General features: G+C 68.1%; 22 protein-coding genes. 5 read left to right on the top strand and 17 right to left on the bottom strand.

Annotation, left to right across the window (positions count from 1 at the left end):
* Window positions 1–266: 266 nt before the first annotated feature.
* Entirely contained in the window at window positions 267–1,808 is a 1,542-nt protein-coding gene (locus KHC28_RS21940) for a DEAD/DEAH box helicase (RefSeq protein WP_214010493.1), read from the top strand.
* A 12-nt stretch (window positions 1,809–1,820) separates the two neighbouring features.
* Here KHC28_RS21940 and KHC28_RS21945 read toward each other — a convergent pair whose 3' ends face one another.
* From KHC28_RS21945 to KHC28_RS21990, 10 genes are all read right to left on the bottom strand, one after another.
* A complete protein-coding gene (locus KHC28_RS21945; protein WP_246565097.1) occupies window positions 1,821–2,603 on the bottom strand; it encodes a mechanosensitive ion channel family protein in 783 nt (260 codons plus the stop codon).
* A 78-nt stretch (window positions 2,604–2,681) separates the two neighbouring features.
* Window positions 2,682–3,038, bottom strand: a complete 357-nt coding sequence (locus KHC28_RS21950; protein WP_214010494.1) for a TfoX/Sxy family protein — start codon at window positions 3,036–3,038, stop codon at window positions 2,682–2,684.
* An 8-nt stretch (window positions 3,039–3,046) separates the two neighbouring features.
* Window positions 3,047–3,433 carry a HesB/IscA family protein gene (locus KHC28_RS21955; protein WP_246565098.1) on the bottom strand — a complete coding sequence of 129 codons (387 nt, stop codon included), beginning with the start codon at window positions 3,431–3,433 and terminating at the stop codon, window positions 3,047–3,049.
* 134 nt (window positions 3,434–3,567) lie between these two features.
* The gene (locus KHC28_RS21960; RefSeq protein ID WP_214010495.1) at window positions 3,568–4,011 is read right to left on the bottom strand and encodes a VOC family protein; all 444 of its coding nucleotides are present in this window, start codon (window positions 4,009–4,011) and stop codon (window positions 3,568–3,570) included.
* Between the two features lie 21 nt (window positions 4,012–4,032).
* A complete protein-coding gene (locus KHC28_RS21965) occupies window positions 4,033–4,407 on the bottom strand; it encodes an SUF system Fe-S cluster assembly protein (protein WP_214010496.1) in 375 nt (124 codons plus the stop codon).
* Entirely contained in the window at window positions 4,404–5,660 is a 1,257-nt protein-coding gene (locus KHC28_RS21970) for a cysteine desulfurase (RefSeq protein ID WP_214010497.1), read from the bottom strand. The genes KHC28_RS21965 and KHC28_RS21970 overlap by 4 nt, the downstream gene beginning before the upstream one ends.
* Window positions 5,661–5,803: 143 nt before the next feature.
* The gene (gene sufD / locus KHC28_RS21975) at window positions 5,804–7,117 is read right to left on the bottom strand and encodes a Fe-S cluster assembly protein SufD (protein ID WP_214010498.1); all 1,314 of its coding nucleotides are present in this window, start codon (window positions 7,115–7,117) and stop codon (window positions 5,804–5,806) included.
* 10 nt (window positions 7,118–7,127) lie between these two features.
* Window positions 7,128–7,886: a Fe-S cluster assembly ATPase SufC gene (gene sufC, locus KHC28_RS21980; RefSeq protein WP_214010881.1), complete on the bottom strand. Its 759-nt coding sequence runs from the start codon at window positions 7,884–7,886 to the stop codon at window positions 7,128–7,130.
* 114 nt (window positions 7,887–8,000) lie between these two features.
* Window positions 8,001–9,494, bottom strand: a complete 1,494-nt coding sequence (sufB, locus tag KHC28_RS21985) for a Fe-S cluster assembly protein SufB (protein ID WP_214010499.1) — start codon at window positions 9,492–9,494, stop codon at window positions 8,001–8,003.
* Between the two features lie 136 nt (window positions 9,495–9,630).
* Window positions 9,631–10,800, bottom strand: coding sequence for a cysteine desulfurase family protein (locus KHC28_RS21990; protein WP_214010500.1), 1,170 nt, complete (start codon window positions 10,798–10,800; stop codon window positions 9,631–9,633).
* 343 nt (window positions 10,801–11,143) lie between these two features.
* Between KHC28_RS21990 and KHC28_RS21995 the strand changes: the two genes are divergently transcribed.
* Window positions 11,144–11,809: an alpha/beta hydrolase gene (locus KHC28_RS21995; protein ID WP_214010501.1), complete on the top strand. Its 666-nt coding sequence runs from the start codon at window positions 11,144–11,146 to the stop codon at window positions 11,807–11,809.
* 89 nt (window positions 11,810–11,898) lie between these two features.
* On the opposite strand, the gene KHC28_RS22000 is transcribed toward KHC28_RS21995, so the two are convergent.
* Both KHC28_RS22000 and KHC28_RS22005 read right to left on the bottom strand, forming a co-directional pair.
* Window positions 11,899–12,264, bottom strand: coding sequence for a hypothetical protein (locus KHC28_RS22000; RefSeq protein ID WP_214010502.1), 366 nt, complete (start codon window positions 12,262–12,264; stop codon window positions 11,899–11,901).
* A gap of 227 nt (window positions 12,265–12,491) precedes the next feature.
* Complete coding sequence (locus tag KHC28_RS22005) at window positions 12,492–13,634, bottom strand: anhydro-N-acetylmuramic acid kinase (RefSeq protein ID WP_214010503.1); 1,143 nt, start codon at window positions 13,632–13,634, stop codon at window positions 12,492–12,494.
* 98 nt (window positions 13,635–13,732) lie between these two features.
* Here KHC28_RS22005 and tyrS point away from each other — a divergent pair, with 98 nt between their 5' ends.
* The gene (gene tyrS, locus KHC28_RS22010) at window positions 13,733–14,989 is read left to right on the top strand and encodes a tyrosine--tRNA ligase (RefSeq protein ID WP_214010504.1); all 1,257 of its coding nucleotides are present in this window, start codon (window positions 13,733–13,735) and stop codon (window positions 14,987–14,989) included.
* Window positions 14,990–15,075: 86 nt separating this feature from the next.
* On the opposite strand, the gene KHC28_RS22015 is transcribed toward tyrS, so the two are convergent.
* Window positions 15,076–18,642 carry a YhdP family protein gene (locus KHC28_RS22015; RefSeq protein WP_246565099.1) on the bottom strand — a complete coding sequence of 1,189 codons (3,567 nt, stop codon included), beginning with the start codon at window positions 18,640–18,642 and terminating at the stop codon, window positions 15,076–15,078.
* 161 nt (window positions 18,643–18,803) lie between these two features.
* Here KHC28_RS22015 and bcp point away from each other — a divergent pair, with 161 nt between their 5' ends.
* Window positions 18,804–19,271: a thioredoxin-dependent thiol peroxidase gene (bcp, locus tag KHC28_RS22020; RefSeq protein WP_214010506.1), complete on the top strand. Its 468-nt coding sequence runs from the start codon at window positions 18,804–18,806 to the stop codon at window positions 19,269–19,271.
* 36 nt (window positions 19,272–19,307) lie between these two features.
* On the opposite strand, the gene prfB is transcribed toward bcp, so the two are convergent.
* Window positions 19,308–20,438: a peptide chain release factor 2 gene (gene prfB, locus KHC28_RS22025; protein ID WP_214010507.1), complete on the bottom strand. Its 1,131-nt coding sequence runs from the start codon at window positions 20,436–20,438 to the stop codon at window positions 19,308–19,310.
* Window positions 20,439–20,599: 161 nt separating this feature from the next.
* Window positions 20,600–21,121, bottom strand: a complete 522-nt coding sequence (locus KHC28_RS22030; protein ID WP_214010508.1) for an Lrp/AsnC family transcriptional regulator — start codon at window positions 21,119–21,121, stop codon at window positions 20,600–20,602.
* Between the two features lie 163 nt (window positions 21,122–21,284).
* On the opposite strand from KHC28_RS22030, the gene KHC28_RS22035 reads away from it, so the two are divergent.
* Window positions 21,285–21,899: a glutathione S-transferase family protein gene (locus tag KHC28_RS22035; protein ID WP_214010509.1), complete on the top strand. Its 615-nt coding sequence runs from the start codon at window positions 21,285–21,287 to the stop codon at window positions 21,897–21,899.
* 94 nt (window positions 21,900–21,993) lie between these two features.
* Here the strand turns inward: KHC28_RS22035 and KHC28_RS22040 are convergent, their stop codons facing one another.
* Both KHC28_RS22040 and KHC28_RS22045 read right to left on the bottom strand, forming a co-directional pair.
* On the bottom strand, window positions 21,994–24,432 hold the full coding sequence (locus KHC28_RS22040) for a penicillin-binding protein 1A (protein ID WP_214010510.1): 2,439 nt from the start codon (window positions 24,430–24,432) through the stop codon (window positions 21,994–21,996).
* Window positions 24,433–24,525: 93 nt separating this feature from the next.
* Window positions 24,526–25,851: an N-acetylmuramoyl-L-alanine amidase gene (locus tag KHC28_RS22045; RefSeq protein ID WP_246565100.1), complete on the bottom strand. Its 1,326-nt coding sequence runs from the start codon at window positions 25,849–25,851 to the stop codon at window positions 24,526–24,528.
* Between the last annotated feature and the right edge of the window lie 345 nt (window positions 25,852–26,196).

Genomic DNA, 26,196 nt, shown 5'->3' on the forward strand with positions numbered 1-26,196 from the left:
GGGCGACATCAAGAACTCCGGCGGCCTAGATCATGGAGGGCGACACGATCATCTATGCGCCCCTATCACACAAATGCGCGTTTTGTCGCCCCAACCCCTTGAAGAGCCTGAAAAGCATTGACTTCCGGACCATTATGCCTATGTTGCGCTGCATCGTCTGACCCAATCCGACCGATGCGCTCCGCGCGATGACGATGCAGCCCGTCCCCGGTTACGGCTCGGGGGATGCCAGGGTGAGCGGTGCGCTGCCGCAGAATTGACCCTCGATGCCTTTCAACGAACTGGGCCTGAGCGACAAGGTGCTCTCGGCCGTCGCCGATACGGGTTACACGGAACCGACGCCGATCCAGGCGCAGGCCATTCCTCATGTGCTCGCCCGCCGCGATGTGCTGGGCCTCGCCCAGACCGGCACCGGCAAGACCGCGGCCTTCACCCTGCCGATGCTGACCTTGCTGGAGCAGGGCCGGGCTCGGGCGCGCATGCCGCGCACGCTGATCCTTGAGCCGACGCGCGAACTCGCGGCGCAGGTCGAGGAGAACTTCACGCGCTACGGCAAGAACCACAAGCTGAACGTCGCCCTGCTGATTGGCGGCGTCTCCTTCGGCGACCAGGACGCCAAGCTGGTGCGCGGCGTCGACGTGCTGATCGCCACGCCGGGCCGTCTGCTCGACCATGTCGAGCGCGGGCGGCTGCTGCTGTCGGGCATCGAGATCCTCGTCATCGACGAGGCCGACCGCATGCTCGACATGGGCTTCATCCCGGATATCGAGCGCGTCTGCAAGCTGGTGCCGTTCACCCGGCAGACGCTGTTCTTCTCGGCGACCATGCCGCCGGAGATCCAGCGCCTCGTCGCGCAGTTCCTCTCCAATCCCGTGCAGGTGGAAGCCTCGCGGCCGTCCTCCACCGCCTCGACCATCACCCAGATGCTGGTGGCGAGCAGCAAGGAAGACTACGAGAAGCGCGATACGCTGCGCCGTCTCATCGACAATGCCGAGAACCTGCAGAACGCCATCATCTTCTGCAACCGCAAGAGCGAAGTCGCGGTGGTGCACAAGTCGCTGCTGAAGCATGGCTACAAGGCGGTCTGCCTGCATGGCGACATGGACCAGCGCTCGCGCATGCAGGCGCTCGACCAGTTCCGCACCGGCGAGGCCAACCTGCTGGTCGCCTCCGATGTCGCCGCCCGCGGCCTCGACATCCCCGCCGTGAGCCACGTGTTCAACTATGACACGCCGCACCACGCCGAAGATTACGTGCACCGCATCGGCCGCACCGGCCGCGCTGGCCGCACTGGCGCCGCCTTCACCATCGTCACCCATGCCGACGAGAAGTCGCTCGCTGCGATCGAGAAGCTGATCGGCCGCTCGATCGACTGGCAGGGCGACAAGCTCGGCGAGGCCCCGCCGCGCGAGAAGCGTTCCGCCTCTGGACGTGGCGGCCGCGACGGCGAACGCAGCGAACGTGGCGGCGAACGCCGCGAGCGTAGCGGCGAACGCCGTGGCGAGGAGAGCGGCGAGCGTCGTGGTGCCCGCCCGGCCCGGCGTCGCGACGGTGCCGCTCCGGCGCTCGAAGCTGAAGCCGCCGTGGAGGCACCCGCGCCGGTCGCCGCCCGCCCGGCACCGCAGAAGTCCGCCGATCGGGCACCGGCCGGGCGCTCGCCCGAGCCCAAGGCCCCGGCCCGCGCGCCGGTCACCCCGACCTCGGTGCGCCGTGGCGAGGACCGCCGCCCGTCCTATCAGGACGAGCCGGCCGACACCTCGCATCTGCCGGCCTTCCTGCTGCGCCCGGTGCGCGTCAAGGCCAGCTGACGCGCCCTCACCTCAGGCGGCGGAGGCTTCCGCCGCCAATCTCGCCCGCAACTGCCGGATCAACGCCGCCTTCACCGCGCCCTCCTCGCCGGCATTGGTCCAGGCCGCCACGGTGATCTCCACCCGGTCGAGCAACAGCTTCGACACCGCCGCCGACGGTCCGGGGCTGGACAAGACCCGCGTATCCTCCTTCAGCACCTCCACCGCCGTCGCCATCGCTGCCTCGGCATCGGTGGCGCCCGGCAGTTCCAGCGTCAGCGCCAGCTGGCGCTGGGCATAGGCCGAGTTGTTGACGATGTTCGAGCCCCACACCTTGGCGTTGGGGATCAGCACCTGGACATTGGTGCCCGAGGCCAGCTCGGTGGTGAACAGCGACAATCCCTTCACCGTGCCGGCAACGCCCGCCACCTCGACGCTGTCGCCGAGCTTGAACGGGCGGAACAGCAGCAGCATCACCCCCGCGGCCAAATTGGACAGCGTGCCCTGCAGGGCAAGGCCGATGGCGAGCGAGGTCGCGCCCAGCACGGCGATGATGCTGGTGGTCTGGATGCCGAAGCGCTGCAACACGGCGACGCCGACGAAGACCAGCACGGTATAGCGGGCGATGCTGCCGAGAAAGCCGGCCACCGTGGGATCCACTCGCCGGGCGACGCCGACCGCCCGTAGCACCAGCCGCTCGACGAAGCTGGCGAGCCACCACCCGACGACGATCAGGCCGAGCGCATAGAGGATGTTCAGTCCGTAGAGGACAAAGAGATTGCCGAGGTTTTCGAGGTCGATGCGGTCGAGATCCATGCCGTTGTCCCTGTCTGTGTCACAGGGGTAACGGGCAACGGCGCCGAGGGTTCACCACCCGACCACCGCGCGGTGCCATCAATTGGTCGGAGCTGCCGGCCGCCTCGCTCGCGTTTTCCTCGCCGGCGCCCGGCGCGCCACCGCGAGGGCGGCGCGGGCGATCTCCGCCAGTTCCTCGGCATCGTCGAGCGCCGCTTCCGGCGCCGACCAGTAGCCGAGCGCCACCCGCCGGCCGCGCCGATCATAGGTGAAGGGCGCGGAACCCTGCGCCGCCAGGCTCTCCGCGAGAGCGTCATCCGCCTTGAAATAGAGGGTGCCGTCGATGACGATGGCCATCATCAGCCCGTCGGCGAACACGCCGAGCCCGCTGAACATGCGCTTGAGACGCACGGGGCCGAAGGACGCCAGCAGATCCTCGACGGTCTCGGCGTCCACCGGCGATCTCAGGCGCTGGCGCCGGTTGCCTCGGGCTTTGCCGGGGTGATGGCGACGGATTCGCCGCAGCCGCAGGCCGAGGTCTGGTTCGGGTTGTTGAACACGAACTGCGCCGACATCTTGTCGATCTTGTAGTCCATCTCGGTGCCGAGCAGGTACAGGATCGCCTTCGGGTCGATCAACACCCGCGCGCCCTTGTCCTCGATGATCTCGTCGAAGCGGCCCGCCTCCTCGGCGAACTCCATCGTGTATTCCATGCCGGCGCAGCCGCCATTCTTGATGCCGACGCGCAGGCCGGCCCCCTTGCTGTCCGAACGCTCCATGAGCGAACGCACGCGGGCAGCGGCGGCCTCGGTGAGGCGCATGACGGGGGGGCGGGAACGGATGTCGGCCATAATGTCGTCTCCAACTCGACGCCGGTTCAAGGCCGGCGGATCGGCACGTAGAAAATGGGGTATCAGGACGCGGCAGGCAAGCCCATCCGCCTGCACGCCCGCCATGTGTCACATGCGTGGCCGGCCGCGCACCCTCAGTAGTTCGGCCACAGGCCGGGCGTCGCCAGTTCGACGAGATGGCGGTCCGGGTCGCGGAAATAGAGGCTCACGCCGCCATTCTTCCAGTCGACCCGGCCTTCTACCGGCACCCCTGCCCGCTCCAGATGCCCGATCCAGGCCTCCAGCGCCGCACCGGGAATGGCGAGGGCGTAATGCAGCGACCCCTGCCCGTCATGCGGCGGGATGGTGCCGCCGGGTACCTCGACCGGCGTGCGCGTATAGCCGCGCTTGAACAGCAGCAGCACGCTCGCCGGCCCGGCATTGTACGCACAGAAGCGCTCGTCGGCGACCATCGGCTTCAGGCCGAGCACGCCCTCGTAGAAGGCGCGCGCCCGCGCGATGTCGTCGACATAGAGGCCGGTCTCCAGCACGCCGGAGAGCGGCGGTGCCGCGCCGTTCGCGACCGCCTCGGCCGCCATGGCGTCACTCCCGTCCGGCGCTCACCACAGATTGAGGGCGAGCCGCGCCTCTTCCGACATCCGGCCCTGGTCCCAGGGCGGATCGAAGGTGAGATTGACATTGACGCCGGAGACGCCGCCGACGCTCGCCACCGCGCCTTCCACCATGCCGGGAAGCTCGGCGGCGGAGGGACAATTCGGCGTGGTCAGCGTCATGTCGACCATGACCTGCCGGTCGTCGGCGATGTCGACCTTGTAGATCAGGCCGAGCTCGTAGATGTCGACCGGGATCTCCGGATCGTAGACCGTCTTCAGCGCCGCGACGATGTCGTCGGTCAGCCGGTCCAGCTCCTCCTGCGGGATCGTCGATTCGATGGCCGGCATGTTCGGCGCGTCGGTGGATGCAGTGTCGCTCATGCGAACAGGTCCTGAGCCTTGACGAGGGCGTCGGCCAGACGGTCGACTTCCTCATGGGTGTTGTACAGCGCGAACGACGCCCGGCACGTCGCTGTTACACCATATCGCGCCAGAAGCGGCATTGCGCAATGGGTGCCGGCGCGGACCGCCACACCGGCGCGGTCGATGATGGTGGCGATGTCGTGCGGATGCGCGCCCTTCACGTCGAAGGCAAAGATCGCCCCCTTGCCCGGCGCATCGCCATAGATCTGCACCGAGTTGATCGCCGAGAGCCGCTGCCGGGCATAGGCGCCGAGCGAGGCCTCGTGCGCGGCGATGCGCTCGCGGCCGAGGCTCTCCATATAGACCAGCGCCTCGCCGAGGCCGATGGCCTGCACGATCGGCGGGGTGCCGGCCTCGAAGCGGTGCGGCGGCTCGCCATAGGTGACGCCGTCCTCGGTAACGGTGCGGATCATCTCGCCGCCGCCCTCATAGGGAGGCAGCTTTTCCAAGAGCGCCCGCTTGCCGTAGAGCACGCCGATGCCGGTCGGCCCGTAGAGCTTGTGGCCGGTGATGCCGTAGAAATCGACGCCGAGGTCCTGCACGTCGACGGGCATGTGCACCGCCGCCTGCGCGCCGTCGACCACCACCACCGCGCCGGCCTCATGGGCGAGGCGGGCGATCTCCTTGATCGGCGTCACCGTTCCCAGCACGTTCGACATGTGGGTGACGGCGACGATCTTGGTGCGCTCGGTGAGCAGGCCCTTGAACGCCTCGAGGTCGAAGGCGCCGTCTTCCGTGACCGGCGCCCACTTGATCACCGCACCCTTGCGCTCGCGCAGATAGTTCCACGGCACGATGTTCGAGTGGTGCTCCATGATGGAGAGCACGATCTCGTCGCCTTCCTTGATCGACTGGCCGAGCGAGGAAGCGACGAGGTTGATGGCGCCGGTGACGGAGCGCGTGAAGATCACCTCTTCCAGCGTCGGCACGTTGAGGAAGGCGCGGCAGCGCTCGCGCGCCTGCTCATAGGCCTCGGTCATCGCATTGGCGAGATAGTGCAGGCCGCGATGGACGTTGGAATATTCGTTCTCATAGGCGTAGCGCATGCGGTCCAGCACCTGGACCGGCTTCTGCGCCGAGGCCGCGTTGTCGAGATAGACCAGCGGCTTGCCATAGACGAGCTTGGACAGGATCGGAAAATCCTGCCGCACGCGCGCGACGTCATAGGTGCCGTTGGCGACGGCGGGGTGGGATGCGACCGGCTCGGTCATGTTGCGGCCCCTCCAGAGGGCGTCATCCCGCCCGCCTGTCGCGGGATCCGGGATCGCGGGCCGATGATCGGCCCTTCACGAAAGACCGATCCCGGATCGCGGCACGCCGCGTCCGGGACGACGATGTCGGGCATGCGGCGGGATCAGGCCCGCGCCTTCAGCCACGCCTCGGCGCGCTCGACCAGCGCGTCGCGAAGCTCGTCATTGGCGACCGTCTCGATGGCCTCGCCGACGAAGGCCTGCACCAGCAGGCTCTGCGCTTCCTTCAGCGGGATGCCGCGGGCGCGCAGATAGAACAGGAGGTCGTCGTCGATCGCGCCGCAGGTGGCACCATGGCCGCAGGCGACGTCGTCGGCGAAGATCTCCAGCTCCGGCTTGTTGTCCATCTCGGCGTCGTCGCCGAGCAGCAGCGCGCGGCTCATCATGCGGCCATCGGTCTTCTGGGCCGGCTGACGCACCACGATCTTGCCCTGGAACACGCCGCGCGTGCTGTCGTCGAGCACGTGCTTGAACAGCTCGCGGCTCTCGCAGCCCGTGGTCTGGTGATCGACGAACAGCGTCGAATCCGCGTGCTGGCGGCCCTTGAGCAGGATGGCGCCGTTGAACGACACCGCGCTGTCGGCCCCGTTCAGGCGGGCATAGAGCGAGGTGCGCGTCACCGCCGCGCCCGAGGTGAAGGTGAAGGCGTTCAGCTTCACGGCCTTGCCGACCTCGAACAGCAGCGTCGACAGGTGGAGCGCGTTGGCGCCCTCCTCCTGCACGCGCACCAGGTCGAGGCTCGCCTCGTCGGCGACCACGAACTCGGTGGCGCTGTTCACCTGATAGGCGACGCCTTCCGGACCCTCGAAGCTCTCGGCATAGGTGAGGCTGGCCCCCTCGCCGAGCACGACGAGGTTGCGCGCGAAGCTCGCCGCCGCCTTGCCGGAGAACACGTGCGCGACATGGATCGGCCGCTCGATGACGGCGCCCGGCGCGACGGAGATCGCCACGCCGTCGGCCGCCAGCGCGGTGTTGAGAGCCAGCGCCGCGTCATAGCGGCCGGTCTCCAGCGTGCCGAGCCGGGCGATGAGGTCGCCGCCGGCCGCCAGCGCGGTGGCCAGCGGCTGGACGGTCAGCCCCGGCTCCAGATCGGCAAGGTCGGACAGCTCCGGCACCACCGCGCCATTGGCGACGACGATGCGGCGCGCGCCGGTGTCGATCAGCAGGCGCGCATGCGCTTCCACCTGCGCCGACTGCGCCGGCGAGGAGATCGGCAGCGCCTCGCGCATCAGCGTGCGCAGGTCGGTGTACTTCCACTCCTCCACCCGGCGGTGGGGAAGGCCGTTGTCGTTGAAGGCCTTGGCGGCCGCCTCGCGCAGCGCGACGATGCGCGCGCCGCCGCTCGACGGCAGGTTCTTGAGCTCACCCGACAGGCCCTGCTCGGCCGGGGTGCGCATCGGACGGATTTCGGCGTTCATCTCGATCCCCTCACGCCGCGTCCTGCTGATACTCGGCATAGCCATTGGCTTCGAGTTCCAGCGCCAGCTCCTTGCCGCCCGAGCGCACGATGCGGCCCTTGTGCATGACATGCACGAAGTCCGGCACGATGTGGTTCAGGAGGCGCTGGTAGTGGGTGATGACGATCATGCCGCGCTCCGGCGAGCGCAGCGCATTCACGCCTTCCGAGACGATCTTCAGCGCGTCGATGTCGAGGCCGGAATCGGTCTCGTCGAGAATGGCGATCTTCGGCTCGAGGATGGCCATCTGCAGGATCTCGGCGCGCTTCTTCTCGCCGCCGGAGAAGCCGACATTGACGCCGCGCTTCAGCATGTCCTGCGAGATGCCGAGGCCGGCGGCCTTCTCCTTCACCAGACGCAGGAAGTCCGGCGTGGAGATCTCTTCCTCGCCGCGCTTCTTGCGCTGGGCGTTCAGCGCCGAGCGCAGGAAGGTCATGGTGGCGACGCCGGGCACCTCGATCGGGTACTGGAAGGCGAGGAACACGCCCTTCGCGGCGCGCTCGTCGATTTCCATCTCCAGGAGGTCCTCGCCGTTGAGCGTCACCGAACCCTCGGTGACCTCATAGTCGTCCTTGCCGGCGAGGATGTAGGACAGCGTTGACTTGCCCGAGCCGTTCGGCCCCATGATGGCGTGGACTTCGCCGGGATTTACCTTCAGCGACAGGCCCTTGAGAATTTCCTTGCCGTCCTCGCCCTCGATCTTGGCGTGGAGGTTGTCGATGTCGAGCATGGCCATTTCAATCGTTCCGTTCATTTGGGCGCGGCGTCCTGCGCCGTGCGGCCGGGCGCGCCGAGTGTTCGAATGGGGCGAAGCGTCCCGGCGGTCCGGGACGCCAGAGGGGCGTCAGCCCACCGAGCCTTCGAGGCTCACCGAGATCAGCTTCTGCGCCTCGACCGCGAACTCCATCGGGAGCTGCTGCAGCACGTCCTTGACGAAGCCGTTGACGATCAGCGCGGTGGCTTCCTCGGGATCGAGGCCGCGCTGGCGGCAGTAGAACAGCTGGTCCTCGGAGATCTTCGAGGTGGTCGCCTCGTGCTCGAAATGCGCCGACGCGTTCTTGCTCTCGATATAGGGCACGGTGTGCGCCCCGCACTGGTCGCCGATCAGCAGACTGTCGCAATTCGTGAAGTTGCGCGCGTTGGTCGCCTTGCGGTGCGCCGAGACGAGGCCGCGATAGGTGTTGTCCGAGCGGCCGGCGGCGATGCCCTTGGAGATGATGCGGCTCGACGTGTTCTTGCCGAGATGGATCATCTTGGTGCCGCTGTCGACCTGCTGGCGGCCATTGGAGATGGCGATCGAGTAGAACTCGCCCTGGCTCTCGTCGCCGCGCAGAATGCAGCTCGGATATTTCCAGGTGATCGCCGAACCGGTCTCCACCTGCGTCCAGGAGATCTTGGAGCGGTCGCCGCGGCAGTCGCCGCGCTTCGTCACGAAGTTGAAGATACCGCCCTTGCCCTCGCTGTCGCCCGGATACCAGTTCTGGACGGTGGAGTACTTGATCTCGGCATCGGCCAGCGCCACCAGCTCGACCACGGCGGCGTGCAGCTGGTTCTCGTCGCGCATCGGCGCGGTGCAGCCTTCGAGGTAGCTCACATAGGAGCCCTCGTCGGCGATGATCAGCGTGCGCTCGAACTGGCCGGTGTTGCGCTCGTTGATGCGGAAATAGGTCGACAGCTCCATCGGGCAGCGCACGCCCTTCGGGATGTAGACGAAGGAGCCGTCGGAGAACACCGCCGAGTTCAGCGTCGCGAAGAAGTTGTCGGTCACCGGCACCACGGAACCGAGATACTTCTTCACCAGCTCGGGATGCTCACGCACCGCCTCGGAGATCGGCATGAAGATCACGCCGGCCTTGGCGAGCTCTTCCTTGAAGGTGGTTGCCACCGACACCGAATCGAACACCGCGTCCACCGCGACCCGAGCTCTTCCACTCCCCTCGCCGCCGGTGCTCTCGATGCCGAGCAGCGCGTCGCGCTCGCGCAGGGGAATGCCGAGCTTCTCATAGGTGGCGAGGATTTCCGGGTCGATCTCGTCGATCGACTTCGGGCCCGCCTTCTGCTTGGGCGCGGCGTAGTAATAGAGCTCCTGGTAGGGGATCGGCGGATAGTCGACCCGCGCCCACTTGGGCTCCGGCATGGTCTGCCAGCGGCGGAAGGCGTCGAGACGCCATTCCAGCAGCCATTCGGGCTCGCCCTTCTTGGCCGAGATGAAGCGGACGGTGTCCTCGTCCAGTCCCTTCGGCGCCTTCTCCGACTCGATGTCGGTGAAGAACCCGTATTTGTACTGATCGACGTCGATGGAGCGGACCTGCTCCACTGTCTCCTGTACGGCCGGCATCGTCTCATCTCCTCTCCGCGCGGGGTCAAGGCCCGCGGGTTCAGGTCACCACGTCACGTCTCGCATCGGGCGGTGCCGCATGGGCGCCGCCGAATCGTCCGGCCGGCGGCACCCGGGCGCCGCAGCCGATCTCCCCTCACGCCGCCCTTGTGCGGCGAGAAAGGTTCGGGACCACCCGGCGGAACACGCCGAGCGCCCGGTCAACATCCTCTTCCCGGCTCGACCATCCGAAGGACAGCCGGAACGCCGAACGGGCGATGCGCTCGGGCACGCCCATGGCCGCGAGCACATGCGACGGCCCGATCTTGCCCGACGAACAGGCGGCACCGGCGCTCACCGACAATCCGGCGAGATCGAGCGCGATCACCGCCGTCTCGGCCGGTACCCCCGGCAGGGCGAAGCACGAGGTGTTGGGCAGGCGATCGACATCGCCGACCAGCAGCACCAGCTCCGGGAACTCGCACCTTAGAGCGTCTTCAAGCCTTTCGCGCAAGCCGCCAATGCGACTGATTTCACCATCGAGCGCCAGCTGCGCGCTTTTCGCCGCCACACCGAAGGCGACGATGGCGGGGGCGTTCTCGCTGCCGGCCCGCCGGCCGCGCTCCTGGCCGCCGCCGGCGAACACCGGCGCGGGGCGCAGATCCGGGTCGGCAAGCACCAGCGCACCGGAGCCCGGCGCGCCGCCGATCTTGTGGGCCGACACCGAAATCGCGTCGACGCCGAGCTCGGCGATATCGATGCGGATGCGACCGGCCGCCTGCACGGCATCGGTATGGACGAGCCCTCCATGGGCATGGACGCGCCGCGCGGCTTCCGCCACCGGCTGGATCACCCCGGTCTCGTTGTTTGCCAGCATCAGCGACAGCAGCACCCGGCGCCCGGCTTCCGCATGGACGGCGAGCGCCGCGTCGAGCGCCTCGAGCCGCAACCGGCCGCGTGCGTCCACCGGCAGGATTTCCACCTTGTCGGCGGCAAAGCGGTGGCCGCGCAGCACGGCGGCATGCTCGACCGCGCTGGTCAGCAGCACGTCGCAGGCGAGCGGCTCGCCCCCACGCTGGTAGTCCGGCGTCAGCGCCAGCGCGTCGGCCTCGGTGCCGCCGGCAGTGAACACCACGCCGCGCGCATCGCCGCCGACCAGGGCGGCGACCGCGCCGCGCGCCTCCTCGATGCGGGCGCGCGTCGCCCGCCCCTCGCCATGGATGGCCGAGGCATTGCCGGTGGCGAAAAGCGCGGCAGTCAGCGCTTCCGCCGCCTCCGGACGCACCGGAGCGGTGGCATTGTGGTCGAGATAGGTACGTTCGTTCATCGCAGCCCGGTTCGGTCTGTCAGCGCCTGCCTGCTCATATAGTAAAACATTGCCGCTTTCGCTGCGGCTCCCGTTGATTTGCTTGCAAACCAAACCCATCTCATTCATAGCTTCGGCTCCGCAAACTCCGCGGGCGGCGCCAGCATGGTTGCACTGAAGTCATATACAACCATGCGTAGAAGTTTAGAATTATTCTAATAATTTAGGGATCACACCCTATGTCGTCAAGGCGCTCGCGGTATTATGTACACCTGCAGGAAAATTGAAACGGCGGCCATCTGCCTTGGCTGCCCGCCTGCGCAGGGCGGCGGCCGCGCCGCCCGCATCTAGGATCACACGCTTCATGCCCGAGGTCATCTTCACCGGCGAGAAAGGGCGTCTCGAAGGGCGGTACCAGCCGGCCAAGCAGCGCCACGCGCCGATAGCCATCATCCTGCACCCGCACCCGCAGTTCGGCGGCACGATGAATAACCCGGTGGTCTACAACCTCTACTACCAGTTCGTGAATCGCGGCTTCTCGACCCTGCGCTTCAATTTCCGCGGCGTCGGCCGTTCGCAGGGCTCCTTCGACCACGGCCAGGGCGAGCTCGCCGATGCCGCCGCCGCGCTCGACTGGGCGCAGTCGATCAACCCGGACGCGCGCGCCTGCTGGATCGCCGGCTTCTCCTTCGGCGCCTGGATCGGCATGCAGCTGCTGATGCGCCGGCCGGAGGTGGAAGGCTTCATCTCGGTTGCCGCCCCCGCGAACCTCTACGACTTCTCCTTCCTCGCCCCCTGCCCGTCCTCCGGCCTGTTCGTCCATGGCGACAAGGACGCGGTGGTGCCGTTCTCGGCGGTGAACACGCTGGTGGAGAAGCTGAAGACGCAGAAGGGCATCGTCATCGAGCAGCAGACCGTGCCCGGCGCCAACCACTTCTTCGACAACCGGACCGAGGAACTGACCGAGCTGATCGGCGGCTATCTCGACCGGCGCCTGCCGGACACCCGCAAGAGCGAAACCGCCGCCTGAGCGGAACGCGCACGGCCCTGACAAGCAAAAAGCCCGGCTCGCGCCGGGCTTTTCGTTTTCGGGAGACGCGAGGACCCGGAAGAGACGGCTCAGTTGAGCACGAGGCGGTCCGGATTGGTCACCGTCACGCTGTCGCCGCGACGGGCGATCTCGACGAGGCCACCAGCCGCGCCCTCGGGGCCGGGCACGGAGAAGCTCACCGCCTGCTCGGGCTGCAGCGTGGCAGCGACACGGATCGGCGCACCGCCGCCGACGCTCAGCGTGGCGACGACGTGGTAGCCGTCCTGCTGCGGGGTGTAATAGGCGATGCCGCGCACATAGCCGATGTTGATGGTCTGTGCCGTCGCGGGACGCACATTGCCCTTCTCGGCGGCGAAGCCGGGGGCGATGAAGGCGACGGCAAGAAGCCCACCCGCCAAGGCGAGGGGCAGAATGTCACGGGAGAAGCTGCGCATCTCGATTGCTCCAAGTTCTGTCCAGGCGTGTTGATCAGAAGCTGCCTGCCTGGCGAGCCGGACTTCCGGGAGCCCGTAAGATACGCATTTTATTGTGCGACGCACCGTCAGTTTGCGCATCGCACCATTGCGTTTAAGGAATACTTCGCACGTATCCTGGTATATTAAGCTTTTCTGAACGATCGCTTCAGCTTTGCTTCAGCCCTCCCCGCGCACCCCGCCGGGCCTCACTTCAGCGGTAGGCAGACGCCTCCAGGCATCGGCGCCGGCACCCCGGTGGTGGTGGGGAAGCTGAGCGGCAGCCCCTTCAGCGACCGCACCGCCAGGAACCCGAAGGCCTGCGCTTCCATCGCGTCGGAGGACAGGCCGACCGCATCGGCCGGCGTCACCTCCACCCCGAGCCGCTCGGCCAGCATGGCGAGCAGCGTCGGGTTATGGGCGCCACCGCCGGCGGCCACAACCGCCCGCGGGCGTCGCGGCAGCAACGGCAGCGCCGCCGCCACCGTCGCGGCGCTGAGCGCGGTCAGCGTCGCCGCGCCATCCTCGGTGCTGCGCCCCGCCAGCCCGGCATGTTCCGCCACGAAGGCCTTGAAATCGTTGCGATCGAGCGATTTCGGCGGCTTTTGCGCGAAGAAGGGATGCGCCAGCAGCCGCGCCAGCGCCGCCGCATCGACCTTTCCTGCCGCCGCGCAAGCGCCGTCGGCATCCACCGGCACGCCGGTGCGTTCCTTCATGAAGTCGTCGACCAGCGCGTTGGCGGGGCCGGTGTCGAAGGCGATCGGGTCGTTCTCCCCGTCGACATAGGTGATGTTGGCCACCCCGCCGAGATTGAGGAACAGCACCGGCAGCGCCAGGCCCAGCCCTTTGGCCAGCGCGGCGTGATAGACCGGCACCAGCGGCGCCCCCTGCCCGCCCGCCGCGACATCCGCGGCGCGCAGATCGTAGACCAGCTTGGCGCCCGGCCGCAGCCCCGCCGCCCGCAAGGCTTTCGCCAGTACCGGGCCGTCGCCGAGCTGCACGGTGAGCGCGATCTCCGGCCGGTGCAGCACGGTCTGCCCGTGAAAACCGACCACCTGCGCACCCGCCGCCTGCGGATGCGTGGCGACGAAGCGCGCCACCGCCTCGCCGTGGCGGGCGGTCAGCATCAATTCGGCCTCCGCGAGCGCACCCGGTCGGGCCGTGCGGTCCGTCAGCGGCTTCGCATCCTCGATGGCCCGCACCAGCAGTGCCCGGTCCGCCGGCGCATAGGGATAGGTGGCGGCGGGCCCGAAGCCGGCGACGCTTTCGCCGTCGGTCTCGATCAGCGCCACGTCGACGCCATCAAGCGAGGTGCCGCTCATCAGCCCGATTGCCGTTACCGGTTCCGCCATCTCGCCCTCCCGGCGTGCATGTACCGCCCGAAGCTGCTACATGACGCGCCCGATCCTTTACCCCTCCTTACCATGGCATTGACGCCGGCAGGCCCGACATGACGACGTTCCGTTCCGACTTTCTGCGCACCCTTACCGAGCGCGGCTTCGTCCACCAGATCTCGGACCCCGAGGGGCTCGACAAGCTGTTCGCCACGGAAACCGTCACCGCCTATATCGGCTTCGACCCCACGGCGCCGAGCCTGCATGCCGGCGGCCTGATCCAGATCATGATGCTGCACTGGCTGCAGGCGACCGGCCACCGCCCGGTCTCGCTCATGGGCGGCGGCACCGGCATGGTGGGCGACCCCTCCTTCAAGGAGGAGGCGCGCAAGCTGATGACGGTCGAGACCATCGAGGACAACATCGCCTCGATCAAAAAGGTGTTCGCCAACTACCTCACCTATGGCGACGCCCCCACCGGCGCCATGATGATCAACAATGCCGAATGGCTGCGCGGCCTGAACTACCTCGAGTTCCTGCGTGACGTCGGCCGGCACTTCTCGGTCAACCGCATGCTGTCCTTCGACAGCGTGAAGATGCGGCTCGACCGCGAGCAGTCGCTGTCCTTCCTCGAATTCAACTACATGATCCTGCAGGCCTACGATTTCGTCGAGCTGTCGCAGCGCTATGGCGTGCGCCTGCAGATGGGCGGCTCCGACCAGTGGGGCAACATCGTCAACGGCATCGATCTCGGCCACCGCATGGGCACGCCGCAGCTCTACGCCCTGACCTCGCCGCTGCTCACCACCGCGTCGGGCGCCAAGATGGGCAAGTCGCTCTCCGGCGCGGTGTGGCTGAACGCCGACCTGCTCGGCCCCTACGAGTTCTGGCAGTACTGGCGCAACACCGAGGACGCCGACGTCTCGCGCTTCCTCAAGCTCTACACCACCCTGCCGATGGACGAGATCGCCCGGCTGTCCGCACTGGGCGGCGCCGAGATCAACGAGGTGAAGAAGATCCTCGCCACCGAGGTCACCGCCATGCTGCATGGCCGCGCGGCGGCCGAAGCGGCGGCCGAGACCGCGCGCAAGACCTTCGAGGAAGGTGGGCTGTCCGCCGATCTGCCGACCGTCGAGGTGCCGACCGCCGAGCTCGAGGCCGGCATCGGCGTGCTCAGCGTCTTCGCCGAGAAGACCGGCCTCGTCGCCTCCAATGGCGAGGCGCGCCGGCAGATCAAGAGCGGCGGCCTCAAGGTGAACGACGCCGTCGTCACCGACGACAAGGCGGTGATCAGCCCCCGTGACCTTACTGCCGAGGGCGTGGTGAAGCTCTCCTTCGGCAAGAAGAAGCACGTGCTGCTGAAGCCGGTGTGAGCGGATCGCCGGCACAAAGATGAAAAGGCCGGGCATTGCCCGGCCTTTTTCGTTCCAGCCGCTCTTCGTTCCGGCACGCCTCGCGGCTAGCGGGTCGGGATCACCGCCGGCGGCGTCGGGTCCGGCGCCTGCCGGTACTCGAAGATCTTGCGCAGGAAGCCCGGCGCCACGGCGGAGATCGGGTTCACCCGCAGCGTCGGCCCGCTCAACGGCCCCACCACCTCGTAGGTGACGCCGACCAGGCCCTCATTCGGCCCGCCGCCGAGGAAGAAGCCGAGCACCGGCAGGCGCGAGAACAGGTTGTTCAGCCCATAGGCCGGCACATAGGTGCCCTGGATCGAGATGCGGTCGCGCGCGGAGTCGAGCGAGCCGTCGAAGGTCGAGCCGACCGCCGGGCCCCACACCACGCCGTCGCGCAGCGTGAGCAGCTCGGCCGAGCGGGTGAAGCTCACCTGCAGCTTCTTGAAGGTGATGGCCGCGCCGGGCTGCGGACGCCCATTGGCGGCGGTGGCCGGCGCAGCGGCGATCAGCCGGTCCAGCCCCGCCTCGCCACGCACCACGAAGTCGCGCATGTTGATGACGCCGTTCTGCGGCGAGCCGTCGCCGGCCGGCGGGTCGACGTCGAGCCACAGGTCGCCGCCATAGATGCGCGAATAGAAGTTGATGAAGCGCAGCAGTGCGCCGGCGTCGGTCGTCGCCACCCGCATCACCCGCGAGCCGCCGGCGCCGTTCATGATCTGCCCGGTCACGCCGCCGTCGCGGCCGACCAGCGCGCCGAGCGAGAAGCTGCGCAGCGCCCCGTCGCGCCGCGACAGCTTCAGCACCGCCTCGCGCATGGTCTCGCCATTATTGCCGACCACCACGTTGAGATTGACGTCGATATCGACGTCCGCCGGCTTGGCCTGGTCGGTATTGCCGGCGATCGGCGCCTCCAGGAGGTTCTTGAGGAAGGCGCGGGCCTCGATCACCTCGCCGCGCACGGTGATGCGCGTCACCGAACCGGCCTGCTCGACCTTCACGCTCGCCTTGTCGCCGTCCGAGAGCTGGAAGGTGGGCAGATCGGCGCCGACCGGCACGCCCTTGGCGTCGAGCGTCACCACGCCGCGTATGTTCACCCCGGAACCCGAGACCACCAGATTGTCGAGCTTGGAGCCGTCCTCGGTCTTGGTGAGCTTGGCGGTGAGCCGCGCCGGCTTGCCGGCCGGCTTCGACCAGCCCGGCACCAGTTCGGCGAGGCGCGCCTTGGTCAGGTCGACATCGACATCCGCGCTCACCTTGCCATTCGCCGAGGTGGTGCCGTTCAGCTTCACCGCCACCGTGCCGCCGAGGCCGGCGAGGTCGAGATCGAGCTTGTCGCGCGACGCCTGGTCGAGCGTCGCCGCCAGGGTGAAGGAAGCGTCCCCCTTGGCGGGCATCGTGTAGTCGAAGCTGATCGGCGCACCGGCGAGCTTGCCGTCACCGCGGAAGACACTGGCCTGCGGCGTCACGAAGACCCGGACATCGGCGTCGTCGATGTCGTGGCCGAGCACCATCTTGTCGGCCGAGAAATCGTTCAGCGTGGCCTCGAAGGCGAAGTCGACATCGGACGGCTTGATGTCGTTCGACAGGCGGATATTGATCTGCGCCACGCCCTGGAAATCGCCCGACACCGTCGCCGGATCGAGCGGCGAGGCCGCCGCGTGGCTGCGCAGCGACGACAGGTTGGCCACCTCCGCCATTCCGGCGGCGGGACCGCTGAGCGCGATGCGGATCTTGGCGTTCGGCGTCTTCGGCGCGGTATCGGGAATGTCGAACACGCCCTCGGACAGCGCCAGCTTGCGCCCGGCCGGCGTCTGCAGGCCGGCCTTGGCGACGTCGACATGGGCGGTGCGACCGGTCACATGCACGCGGACATCGGCGCCGGTGACCGGCGCCAGATCCGGGAGCACCCGGAAGGAACCCTGGCCGGCGACGATGTCGATGCGCAGCGCATCGTCGGCCAGCGGGATGTCGGAATTGCCGATGGAGGACAGCGGCGCGTTCAGCGCAATCTCGGCGCGGCTGACCTCGCCGGACACCACGTTGTCGTGCACCCAGTTCCGTACTTCCGGCGCCGCCAGCACCGGCCAGATCCGCTTGAGCGTGGTGGCCGAGGTCGGCGTGGTCGAGACATTCAGATTGAGCGCCGGCGCCGGACCGGCGAGCTCCAGCCCGCCACCGACGGTGATCTCGCCCTGCGTGCCGGTGACCTTGGCGGAATCGATGCCGAGGCTCTTCGCCTTGGGATCGAAATGCAGGTCGAGGGCGATGTTGTCGGCGACGAAGGGCGGCTCCTTCTCGGAGAACGGGCCGCCGCCGCCGAGGCTGCCCTTGCCGCGGGTGGCGTGCAGCGTCCAGACGCCGTCGGCGGTCTGCGGCAGATTGATATCGGCGGCGATGTCGAGGTCGAGCGGTCCGGCATGGATGGCGAGCGGCTTGATGGCGATCCGGCGGGCATGCGGGTCAAAGGCGAAATCCAGCGCCACCTCGTCGATGATCATGCGGCCGAGCTTGTCCTTGCCGAGCTGCAATTCGCCGGCGCCGACCAGCATCCGGCCGCTCGATCCGACGAGGTCGCCATGCTCGTCGATCTGCGCGTGAATCTCGCCGGACAGCGGCGAGGTGGCGACGAGGTCGGCGTCCGCCATGCCGGCGGCGATCATCAGGTCGCGCGGCGCGAGGTCGCGGACGGCGACATCGATGTCGCGGCGCCCGTTCACCATCGGCGCGATGGTGGCCTGCGCCGACCACGGACCGTCCGCGCCGCCGGCGCGCAGGTCGAAGGTCATGCCGCCGGCCGCCGGGCGGGTGAGGCTGATGTCGATGTCGTTGAATACCCAGCTGCGCCCGCTCACCTCGCTACGCAGCGTCAGCGTGCCGTCCTTCAGGCCGATGTCGGACAATCCACCGCCGTCGAGCCCGCCACGGTCGAGCCCGTCGGCCAGTGCCGCGAGGCTGGCGAGGCGGATCGGCCCGATCGGCGGCGCCTCGCTGGTCGGCGCGGCCGCGGGTCCGCCCGACGACGTCGGCGTGGAGGGGACGACCGCGGAATTCGGGGTCCCGGAAGGCGACGCGGTGGAAGAGGGCGTAGCGGAGGCGCCGGGACCGGCCGCCGCCGCGTGGATCGGCTTGGCGTTCTCGCCGGTGGAAACCGTCAGCTCGCCATTGGCGGTGACCCAGACCTGCAGCTTGACGCCGATCAGGTCGATGCGCTTCGGCCCGGCCATCCACGGCATCAGGCGGTCCTGCATCGCGATCTCGGCCTGCGGTGCCGAGGCGATGACGTCGCCATTATCGTCGCGCACCTCGATGTCGTTGACGCGCAACGTCATGCCGCCGGGCGCCGCGCCATTGGAGACGATCTCGCCGATCGACACCGTGCGGCCGGCGCCGAGGCGCTCGGAAAGCGCCCTCTCGACATAGGGACGGGCGACGTTCACCGTCACCAGCCCGGTGGAGAACAGCACATAGACGGTGAGGAAGGCGGCGATGAAGAGACCGGCCATGCAGCCGAGCGACCAACTGCAGACGCGCACCCAGCGCCGGCCACGGCGCGGTGCCTCGCAGACGCGCGTCACCCGCCGCAGGCGCGGGCGCTTTACCGGGCCAGCGCGCCCGTCGGCTCTGCGCGTCATCCTCTCGACCATCTACCGCCCGAATCTCCGCATGTGGATGATAGCGCCTGAGCCGGGCTTATCGCGACATCCTGTCTGTTTCTTGTCCGCCGGCAAATCTATGACGGTGGCTGGCTTTGCCGAGCGCGGCTTCGCCGCAAAACCCGACGAAAGGAAGGCAAATGAGCACCATCACCGCCGGTGAACCGGCTCCCGATTTCGCACTGCCCGGTGACGACGGCAAGACCGTCCGCCTCGCCGATTACCGGGGCCGCAAGCTGGTGCTGTACTTCTATCCGCGGGCCAGCACGCCGGGCTGCACCATCGAGGCGCATGACTTCAACCGTTTGCTGCCGGACTTCACGGCGGCCAACACCTCGGTGCTCGGTGTTTCCGCCGATCCAGCCAAGGCGCTGGTGAAATTCCGCGACAAGGAGTGCCTCGCCTTCCCGCTCGCCACCGACGAGACCCACGACATGCTCGCCGCCTATGGCGTCTGGGGCGAGAAGAGCATGTACGGCAAGACCTTCATGGGCATCGAGCGCACCACGCTGCTGATCGACGCCGAAGGCCGCATCGCGCAGGTCTGGCCGAAGGTGAAGGTCGCGGGCCATGCCGAGGAAGTGCTCGCCGCGGCACAGGCTCTCTGAGAAACGGCATCCGCCGGCACAGCCGGCGGATTCGCCTCAGTCGACGTCGTCGACGCTCGCCGGGCCGCCGCCATAGGCGCGCTGGGCGAGCGCGGCCTCCATGAACGGGTCGAGGTCGCCGTCCAGCACTTCCTGCGGCGTGCCGGAGGTGACGCCGGTGCGCAGGTCCTTCACCAGCTGGTAGGGCTGCAGCACATAGGAGCGGATCTGGTGGCCCCAGCCGATATCGGTCTTGGCGGCCTGGTCGGCGGCGGCCTGCGCCTCGCGCTTCTTCAGCTCCAGCTCGTAGAGCTTGGCGCGCAGCATCTCCCACGCGGTAGCGCGGTTCTTGTGCTGCGAGCGGTCGCCCTGCGCCACCACCGCGATGCCGGTGGGAATGTGGGTGAAGCGCACCGCCGATTCGGTCTTGTTGACGTGCTGGCCGCCGGCGCCGCCCGAACGCATGGTGTCGACGCGCAGGTCGCTTTCCTTGATGTCGACGACGATGCGGTCGTCGATCACCGGATAGACGTCGACGCTTGAGAACGAGGTCTGGCGACGCGCATTCGAATCGAAGGGCGAGATGCGCACCAGCCGGTGCACGCCGCCCTCGGTCTTCAGCCAGCCATAGGCGTTGTGGCCCTTCACCAGGATGGTGGCGGACTTGATGCCGGCGGTCTCACCGCCGGTCTCGTCCACCAGCTCCACCTTGAAGCCGCGCCGTTCCGCCCAGCGCGTGTACATGCGCAAGAGCATCAGCGCCCAGTCCTGGCTGTCGGTGCCGCCGGCGCCGGCATGGACTTCGAGATAGCTATCATTGGCGTCGGCCTCGCCGGAGAGCAGCGCCTCCAGCTGGCGGCGCGCCACTTCCGCCTTCAGCCGCTGGAGCGCCTCGGCGGCCTCGTCGACGATGGAGGCGTCGCCCTCCATCTCGCCGAGCTCGATCAGCTCGACATTGTCGGCGAGCTCGCGGTTGATGCGCTCGATGGCCCCGAGGCCGTCCTCCAGCGTGCCGCGCTCCTGCATCAGCTTCTGCGCGCGCTCCGGATCGTTCCAGAGATTGGGATCCTCCGCCATGGCATTGAGCTCGGCGAGGCGGGCTTTGGAACGGTCGAAATCGATGTGCTGCCGGAGCAGCCCGGCGGCTTCGCGGATTTCGTCGACGCTCGCGGCGAGGTCGGCGCGCATGATGGACACTCTCGAACGCAGGGAGAAAGGCGGCGGAAAATAGAGAGGAAGGGCGGCACTGTAAACGCCTCTCCTCTCCTGCCGTCGCCGCTCGTCCACGAGGCGGTCAGGACAACCGGTGGAGACACCCGCCTCCGCCGTCTAGGAATGGCGGCCGGACGTTAGTCCCGGCCGCGCGCGGCGAGCATCAGGTCGCGCGAGATCGGCTTTTCCGGCTCGGAGCGCAGCACCAGCGACGTCGTCACCTCGCCGAAGCGGCCGATGGAATCGACGATGACAGCCAGATGCTCCGGCGCCGGCACGATGGCCTTCAGCACGAAGCAGTCATTGCCGGTGACGCGATGCACCTCGACGACATAAGGCAGTTGCTCGAAAGCCCTGAGGCAGGCGGCGATATGTTCATGCGCCGTCTTGAGCCGGATGATGGCGGTCATCCGCAGTCCGACGGCAGCGAGGTCGATGCGCGCGCCATAGCCGGCGATGACGCCGCGCTCCTCCAGCCGTTTCACCCGCTCGGACACCGCCGGCTGGGAGAGGCCGATGCGGCGGCCCAGCTCGGAGAGCGGCAGGCGCCCGTCCTGCTGCAAGGCCTCGAGGATATCGAGATCGCGCTCGTCGAGCCCGGTCACCGCCGGGCGGAATCCCGGAAGACGGGCGCCGGGAAAGTCGCGCCTTGAATCCATAAGCAGAACTCCATTTTCGCCGATGGATCAGCATGGCACCGCCCGGCGGCATTTGCCATGTTGCCGGGGCGGGCCGTGCCCGCCAGCCCCTTCCCGAACCGGTGCGGAGAGCCCTGCGCCGCCCCGCATCCTGTTGCACCTATCCTGTTGGACGGAGCCCACCATGCGCCTCATCGGCATGCTCGATTCGCCCTATGTCCGGCGCGTCGCGATCTCCCTGAAGCTGCTGCGCCTGCCCTTCGAGCATGAGCCGGTGTCGGTGTTCCGGCATTTCGATGCCTTCGCCGCGATCAACCCGGTCGTGAAGGCCCCGACCCTCATCACCGATGCGGGCGTGGTGCTGATGGATTCGACGCTGATCCTGCAACATGCCGAGCGCCTCGCCGACCCGGCGCTGACGCTGGAGCCTGCCGACCTCGCCGCCCATGCCCGCGCCCAGCGGCTCGTCGGCCTGGCGCTGGCCGCCTGCGAGAAGACGGTGCAGATCGTCTACGAGCATGAATTGCGGCCGCAGGAAAAGCGCCACGAGCCCTGGCTCGCCCGCGTGCGCGGCCAGTTGCACGCCGCCTACCGGCTGCTGGAGGAGGAGATCGGCCCCGGCGAGGGCTGGCTGCTCGGCGAGCGGCCGATGCAGGCGGACATCACCGCCGCGGTGACGCTCGGCTTCATCCATCTGCTGCTGCCGGGCGAGATCGCCGATGCCGACGTCCCACGTCTCGCTGCGCTCGCCGCCCGGGCCGAGGCACTGCCGGAATTCGCCGGCACGCCCATGACGTGATCACGCCATTGCATGATCACGTGATCGAAGACGATCGCGCTGCGCGGGATCGGGAGGCAAACCTTGGCGCGAGGCGGCAGACGCCGCCCCGGCCTCAGTAGAGCCCGCCGGTACCGCTATTGCCGATGGCGCGGTCGGCGTCCGGCGAGACGGTGGTCGGCCGGCCCGACGCGTCGGTGGCGCCGACGATCGAGTAATAGTCGCCCGGCGGCGCGGTACCCGGTTTGAAGGCCTCCAGGATCGACTTCTCGCCCGGCCCGGCGCGCTGGCCGCTCTTCGGATTGATGCGGATCAACTTCATGCCCGGCGGCACGCGGAACGGCACGGCCGGACGGTCGGCCAGCGCCACCTGCATGAAGTCGCGCACCACCGGCGCGGAGATGAGACCGCCGGTCGAGCCCTTGCCCATCGGCTTGGGAGTGTCGAAGCCGAGATAGACCGCCACCACCATGTCCGGGGTGAAGCCGACGAACCAGGCGTCCTTCTCCTCGTTGGTGGTGCCGCTCTTGCCCGCCACCGGCTTGCCGAGCGCTTTGAGCGCCGTGCCGGTGCCGCGCTGGACGACGCCTTCCATCATCGAGACCATCTGGTAGGCGGTCATCGGGTCGAGCACCTGCTCGCGACGGTCGATCAGCGTCGGCTCGGGCTGGTCCTGCCACTGGGCAGCGTCGCAGCCGCGGCATTCGCGCTCGTCATGCTTGTAGATCGTCTTGCCGTAGCGGTCCTGCACACGGTCGATCAGCGTCGGCTTGATGCGCCGGCCGCCATTGGCGAACATCGAATAGCCGCCGGCCATCCGCATCACCGTGGTCTCGCCGGCGCCGAGCGCCATCGACAGCACCGGCAGCAGGTTGTCGTAAATGCCGAAGCGCTTGGCATAGTCGGCGATCACCGGCATGCCGAGATCATTGGCGAGCCGCACCGTCATCACATTACGCGACTGCTCCAGGCCGAAGCGCAGCGTCTGCGGGCCGTAGAACTTGCCGGAATAGTTCTCCGGCCGCCACGTCGCCTGCCCGGCCTGGTTCAGCTCGAACGGTGCGTCGAGCACGATGCTGGACGGGGTATAGCCATTGTCGATCGCCGAGGCGTAGACGAAGGGCTTGAACGAGGAGCCCGGCTGACGCTGCGCCTGTGTCGCGCGGTTGAACTGGCTTTCGTCGAAGGAGAAGCCGCCGGCCATCGCCAGCACGCGGCCGGTCCACGGGTCCATCGCCAGCAGAGCGCCCTCGATCTTGGGCTGCTGGCGCAGGCGCCACTGGTCGGCCTTGCCGTCCACCGGCTCGACATAGACGACGTCGCCGGCCTTGAGCACGGTGTTGACGCCCTTGCGGCCGCGCAGCGCCCACTTCACCCCGTCGGCGGTGATGACGCCGACCTCGCGCTGGTCCGGCAGCTGGCCGGAACGGTCGCGCTGCGGCTGCAGGCCGATGCGCGCCATGTCGGCGTTCGCCTCCAGCACCACGGCGAGGCGCCAGGGAATGTCGCTGAAGGCGCGCACATCGGCGAGGCGGGCGCCCCAGTCGCCGGACACCTCGATGCCGGTGATGGCGCCGCGATAGCCGCGCTGCTCGTCATAGCGCGTCAGGCCGTCGAGCAGCGCCTTCTTGGCCATCTGCTGCAGCTTGGGATTGAGCGTGGTGCGCACCGACAGGCCGCCGCCATACAGCTTGTCCTCGCCATAGCGCTCGAAGATCTCGCGGCGCACTTCCTCGGCGAAATATTCGGCGGAGAAGATGTGCGCGCCGGTCGGGCGCACGGTGACGGCGAGGTCGGTGGCCTTGGCCTTCTCGGCCTGGTCCGCGGTGATGTAGCCGTTCTCGGCCATGCGGTCGATCACCCAGTTGCGACGCTCGACGGCGGCGTCGTGGCGGCGGAACGGGTGATAGTTGTTCGGGCCCTTCGGCAGGGCGGCGAGATAGGCCGCCTCGGCGATGGTGAGCTCGTTCACCGACTTGTCGAAATACAGCAGCGAGGCGGCGGCGACGCCATAGGAGCCGATGCCAAGATAGATCTCGTTGAGATACAGCTCGAGGATCTTGTCCTTGGAATAGGCGCGCTCCATGCGCAGGGCGAGCAGCGCCTCCTTGACCTTGCGGTCGAGCGAGACCTCGTTGGTGAGCAGGAAGTTCTTCGCCACCTGCTGGGTGATGGTCGAGGCGCCCTGCGGCCGCCGGCCGGAGCCGTAATTCTGCAGGAAGGCATAGGCGGCGCGGCCGATGCCGGTCACGTCGATGCCGCCATGCGAATAGAAATTCTTGTCCTCGGCGGAGATGAAGGCGTCCTTCACCAGGTCGGGGATGTTCTGGATCGGCAGATAGAGCCGGCGCTCCTTGGCATATTCGGCCAGCAGCGAGCCGTCCGCCGCGTGGATGCGCGTCATCACCGGCGGCTCGTAGGTCTGCAGCTGGGTGTAGTCCGGCAGGTCCTGCGAGTACTTCCAGACGAAATAGGCCGCCACGGCTCCGCCCACCACGAACACGATGGTGCCGAGAGCGAACAGGAAACCCAAAAACCGCAACAGCAGCCGCATTCGGCCATGACCCCGTAAAGCTTATGCCCCCGCCACGATGCCCCGGCGGGCGCAACGAACCTGTGTCGCCTCCCCGCACCCTGTGCGCAGCAACTATGGCCTTATCGCGGCCGGTGACGCATGGGCGCCGGCAACCGCCTCGTCCAGATTGCCCGGCAGGCCGCCCGACGGGCCGTCTTTCGGCTTCTGGGCGACGAAATAGGCATTGATCGCCGTTGTCATCGCATCGGTGACATTAGATTGCCAGCCTTCCGATGTCATGAGTTCGAGATCCTTGCGGCTGGAAAGATAGCCGAGCTCGAACAGCACCGATGGGACGTCCGGCGCCCGCAGCACGCGGAACCCCGCCGATTTGAGCGGCGATTTGTGCATGCGCGCGGTGGATTCCACATGGTTGGCCAGCGTGCGGGCGAAGACGGCGGAGAAATTGCGCGTCTCGCGCTGGGCGAGATCGAACAGGATGCCGGCGACGTCGGCCGGCTCCTCGGAGAGGTCGAGCCCGGCGATCATGTCGGACTTGTTTTCCGAATCGGCGAGGCGCTGCGCCTCGGAGTCGGAGGCGCGGTCGGACAGGGTGTAGATGGTGGCGCCGCGCACGTCGCCATCGCGCGCCGACAGCGAATCGGCGTGCAGCGAGATGAACAGCCGAGCTCCGGCCTCACGGGCGATCTTCACCCGCTCGCCGAGCGCCACATAGGTGTCGTCGTCGCGCGTCATCACCGGGCGGTAGCGGCCGGTCTTCTCCAGCTTGTCGCGCAGCATCAGGCCGATCTTGAGCGTGAGCTCCTTCTCCACCGCGCCAAAGGCGGCGTTGGCGGCGCCGGGATCGATGCCGCCATGGCCGGGGTCGATCACCACCACCGGGCGCACGTCGCCCGGCGCGGCCGGGGCCGGACGCGCTGCCGCGGTGTCCGGCAGGCTGCGCACCGGCGCGGCGACGGTCTTGAGGAAGGTGGCGCGGTCGACCTTGACCAGATCGACGACGAGGCGCGCCGGCTGCCCGTCCATCGGGTCGAGCACGAAGGCCTTGTCGATGGTCACCGGCGCCGAGAGGTCCATGACGATGCGGCCCTTGCGCGGGGCGAACAGGCCGAAGCGGTAGGCGGTGACGAGGCCCCGCCCCTCCTGGCCGGAGGTCGCCGGCAGCGAGAACACCACGTCCGGCACGTCGATGACCACGCGGTAGGGATCGGCGAGGGTGAAGGCCCCGAGCGCCACCGAATGCGACAGGTCGACAACGAGGCGCGTGCGCTCGCCGTCCCCGGCGAGGCGGGCGTCGGTCGCCACGGCAGGCTCCGGCGTCGAGGAGGCGGGCGCGTCCTCGGCCATCGCCGGGGCGAGCGCGGCCAACGGCGCGGCGGACAGCAGCGACATGCCGAGCAGCAGCGCCCGGAGGATGACCCACTCGGAAAGCACCATCCCGAAGCAATTCGATCGCCTGCGCGTCGTCAGTGTCGTCTCTCCGAAACGTCCGGCCCCCGCCCGTTTATGTAACGGAATAGGAAGTCCGGGTTAACCGGTCGTTGACCCTCGTGGTTCCCCTCCGGCCGCACCGTGGCCGCGGCGCAACGCTCAAGCAGGCGTGGCTTGCCAAATCGGCACCCGTAACGCTATTAAGATCATGCATATGGTTCGCCTGCAGGGACGTCGGATTACCCGGCTTTCGCGATCCGATGGCGCCGGGCGGTCCAGCGATGGGCGAGCCCAGCATCCGGCCACGATCAGGCCCGTCCGGGCCAGCTCCCTTCAAGAGCGCGTGAGGAT

The organism is Ancylobacter sonchi (assembly GCF_018390695.1).
GTDB lineage: Bacteria > Pseudomonadota > Alphaproteobacteria > Rhizobiales > Xanthobacteraceae > Ancylobacter > Ancylobacter sonchi.

Excerpts from the sequence above, each read along its gene's own strand:
- sufD (WP_214010498.1), bottom strand. The coding sequence starts at position 7,117 with ATGAACGCCGAAATCCGTCCGATGCGCACCCCGGCCGAGCAGGGCCTG.
- KHC28_RS21990 (WP_214010500.1), bottom strand. The coding sequence starts at position 10,800 with ATGAACGAACGTACCTATCTCGACCACAATGCCACCGCTCCGGTGCGT.
- sufC (WP_214010881.1), bottom strand. The coding sequence starts at position 7,886 with ATGCTCGACATCGACAACCTCCACGCCAAGATCGAGGGCGAGGACGGC.
- KHC28_RS22015 (WP_246565099.1), bottom strand. The coding sequence starts at position 18,642 with ATGACGCGCAGAGCCGACGGGCGCGCTGGCCCGGTAAAGCGCCCGCGC.
- KHC28_RS21940 (WP_214010493.1), top strand. The coding sequence starts at position 267 with ATGCCTTTCAACGAACTGGGCCTGAGCGACAAGGTGCTCTCGGCCGTC.
- KHC28_RS22000 (WP_214010502.1), bottom strand. The coding sequence starts at position 12,264 with ATGCGCAGCTTCTCCCGTGACATTCTGCCCCTCGCCTTGGCGGGTGGG.
- KHC28_RS22035 (WP_214010509.1), top strand. The coding sequence starts at position 21,285 with ATGCGCCTCATCGGCATGCTCGATTCGCCCTATGTCCGGCGCGTCGCG.
- KHC28_RS21965 (WP_214010496.1), bottom strand. The coding sequence starts at position 4,407 with ATGAGCGACACTGCATCCACCGACGCGCCGAACATGCCGGCCATCGAA.
- KHC28_RS22030 (WP_214010508.1), bottom strand. The coding sequence starts at position 21,121 with ATGGATTCAAGGCGCGACTTTCCCGGCGCCCGTCTTCCGGGATTCCGC.
- KHC28_RS21995 (WP_214010501.1), top strand. The coding sequence starts at position 11,144 with ATGCCCGAGGTCATCTTCACCGGCGAGAAAGGGCGTCTCGAAGGGCGG.
- KHC28_RS21960 (WP_214010495.1), bottom strand. The coding sequence starts at position 4,011 with ATGGCGGCCGAGGCGGTCGCGAACGGCGCGGCACCGCCGCTCTCCGGC.
- prfB (WP_214010507.1), bottom strand. The coding sequence starts at position 20,438 with ATGCGCGCCGACCTCGCCGCGAGCGTCGACGAAATCCGCGAAGCCGCC.
- KHC28_RS21945 (WP_246565097.1), bottom strand. The coding sequence starts at position 2,603 with ATGGATCTCGACCGCATCGACCTCGAAAACCTCGGCAATCTCTTTGTC.
- tyrS (WP_214010504.1), top strand. The coding sequence starts at position 13,733 with ATGACGACGTTCCGTTCCGACTTTCTGCGCACCCTTACCGAGCGCGGC.
- bcp (WP_214010506.1), top strand. The coding sequence starts at position 18,804 with ATGAGCACCATCACCGCCGGTGAACCGGCTCCCGATTTCGCACTGCCC.
- KHC28_RS21970 (WP_214010497.1), bottom strand. The coding sequence starts at position 5,660 with ATGACCGAGCCGGTCGCATCCCACCCCGCCGTCGCCAACGGCACCTAT.
- KHC28_RS22045 (WP_246565100.1), bottom strand. The coding sequence starts at position 25,851 with ATGGTGCTTTCCGAGTGGGTCATCCTCCGGGCGCTGCTGCTCGGCATG.
- KHC28_RS21955 (WP_246565098.1), bottom strand. The coding sequence starts at position 3,433 with ATGGCCGACATCCGTTCCCGCCCCCCCGTCATGCGCCTCACCGAGGCC.
- KHC28_RS22005 (WP_214010503.1), bottom strand. The coding sequence starts at position 13,634 with ATGGCGGAACCGGTAACGGCAATCGGGCTGATGAGCGGCACCTCGCTT.
- sufB (WP_214010499.1), bottom strand. The coding sequence starts at position 9,494 with ATGCCGGCCGTACAGGAGACAGTGGAGCAGGTCCGCTCCATCGACGTC.
- KHC28_RS22040 (WP_214010510.1), bottom strand. The coding sequence starts at position 24,432 with ATGCGGCTGCTGTTGCGGTTTTTGGGTTTCCTGTTCGCTCTCGGCACC.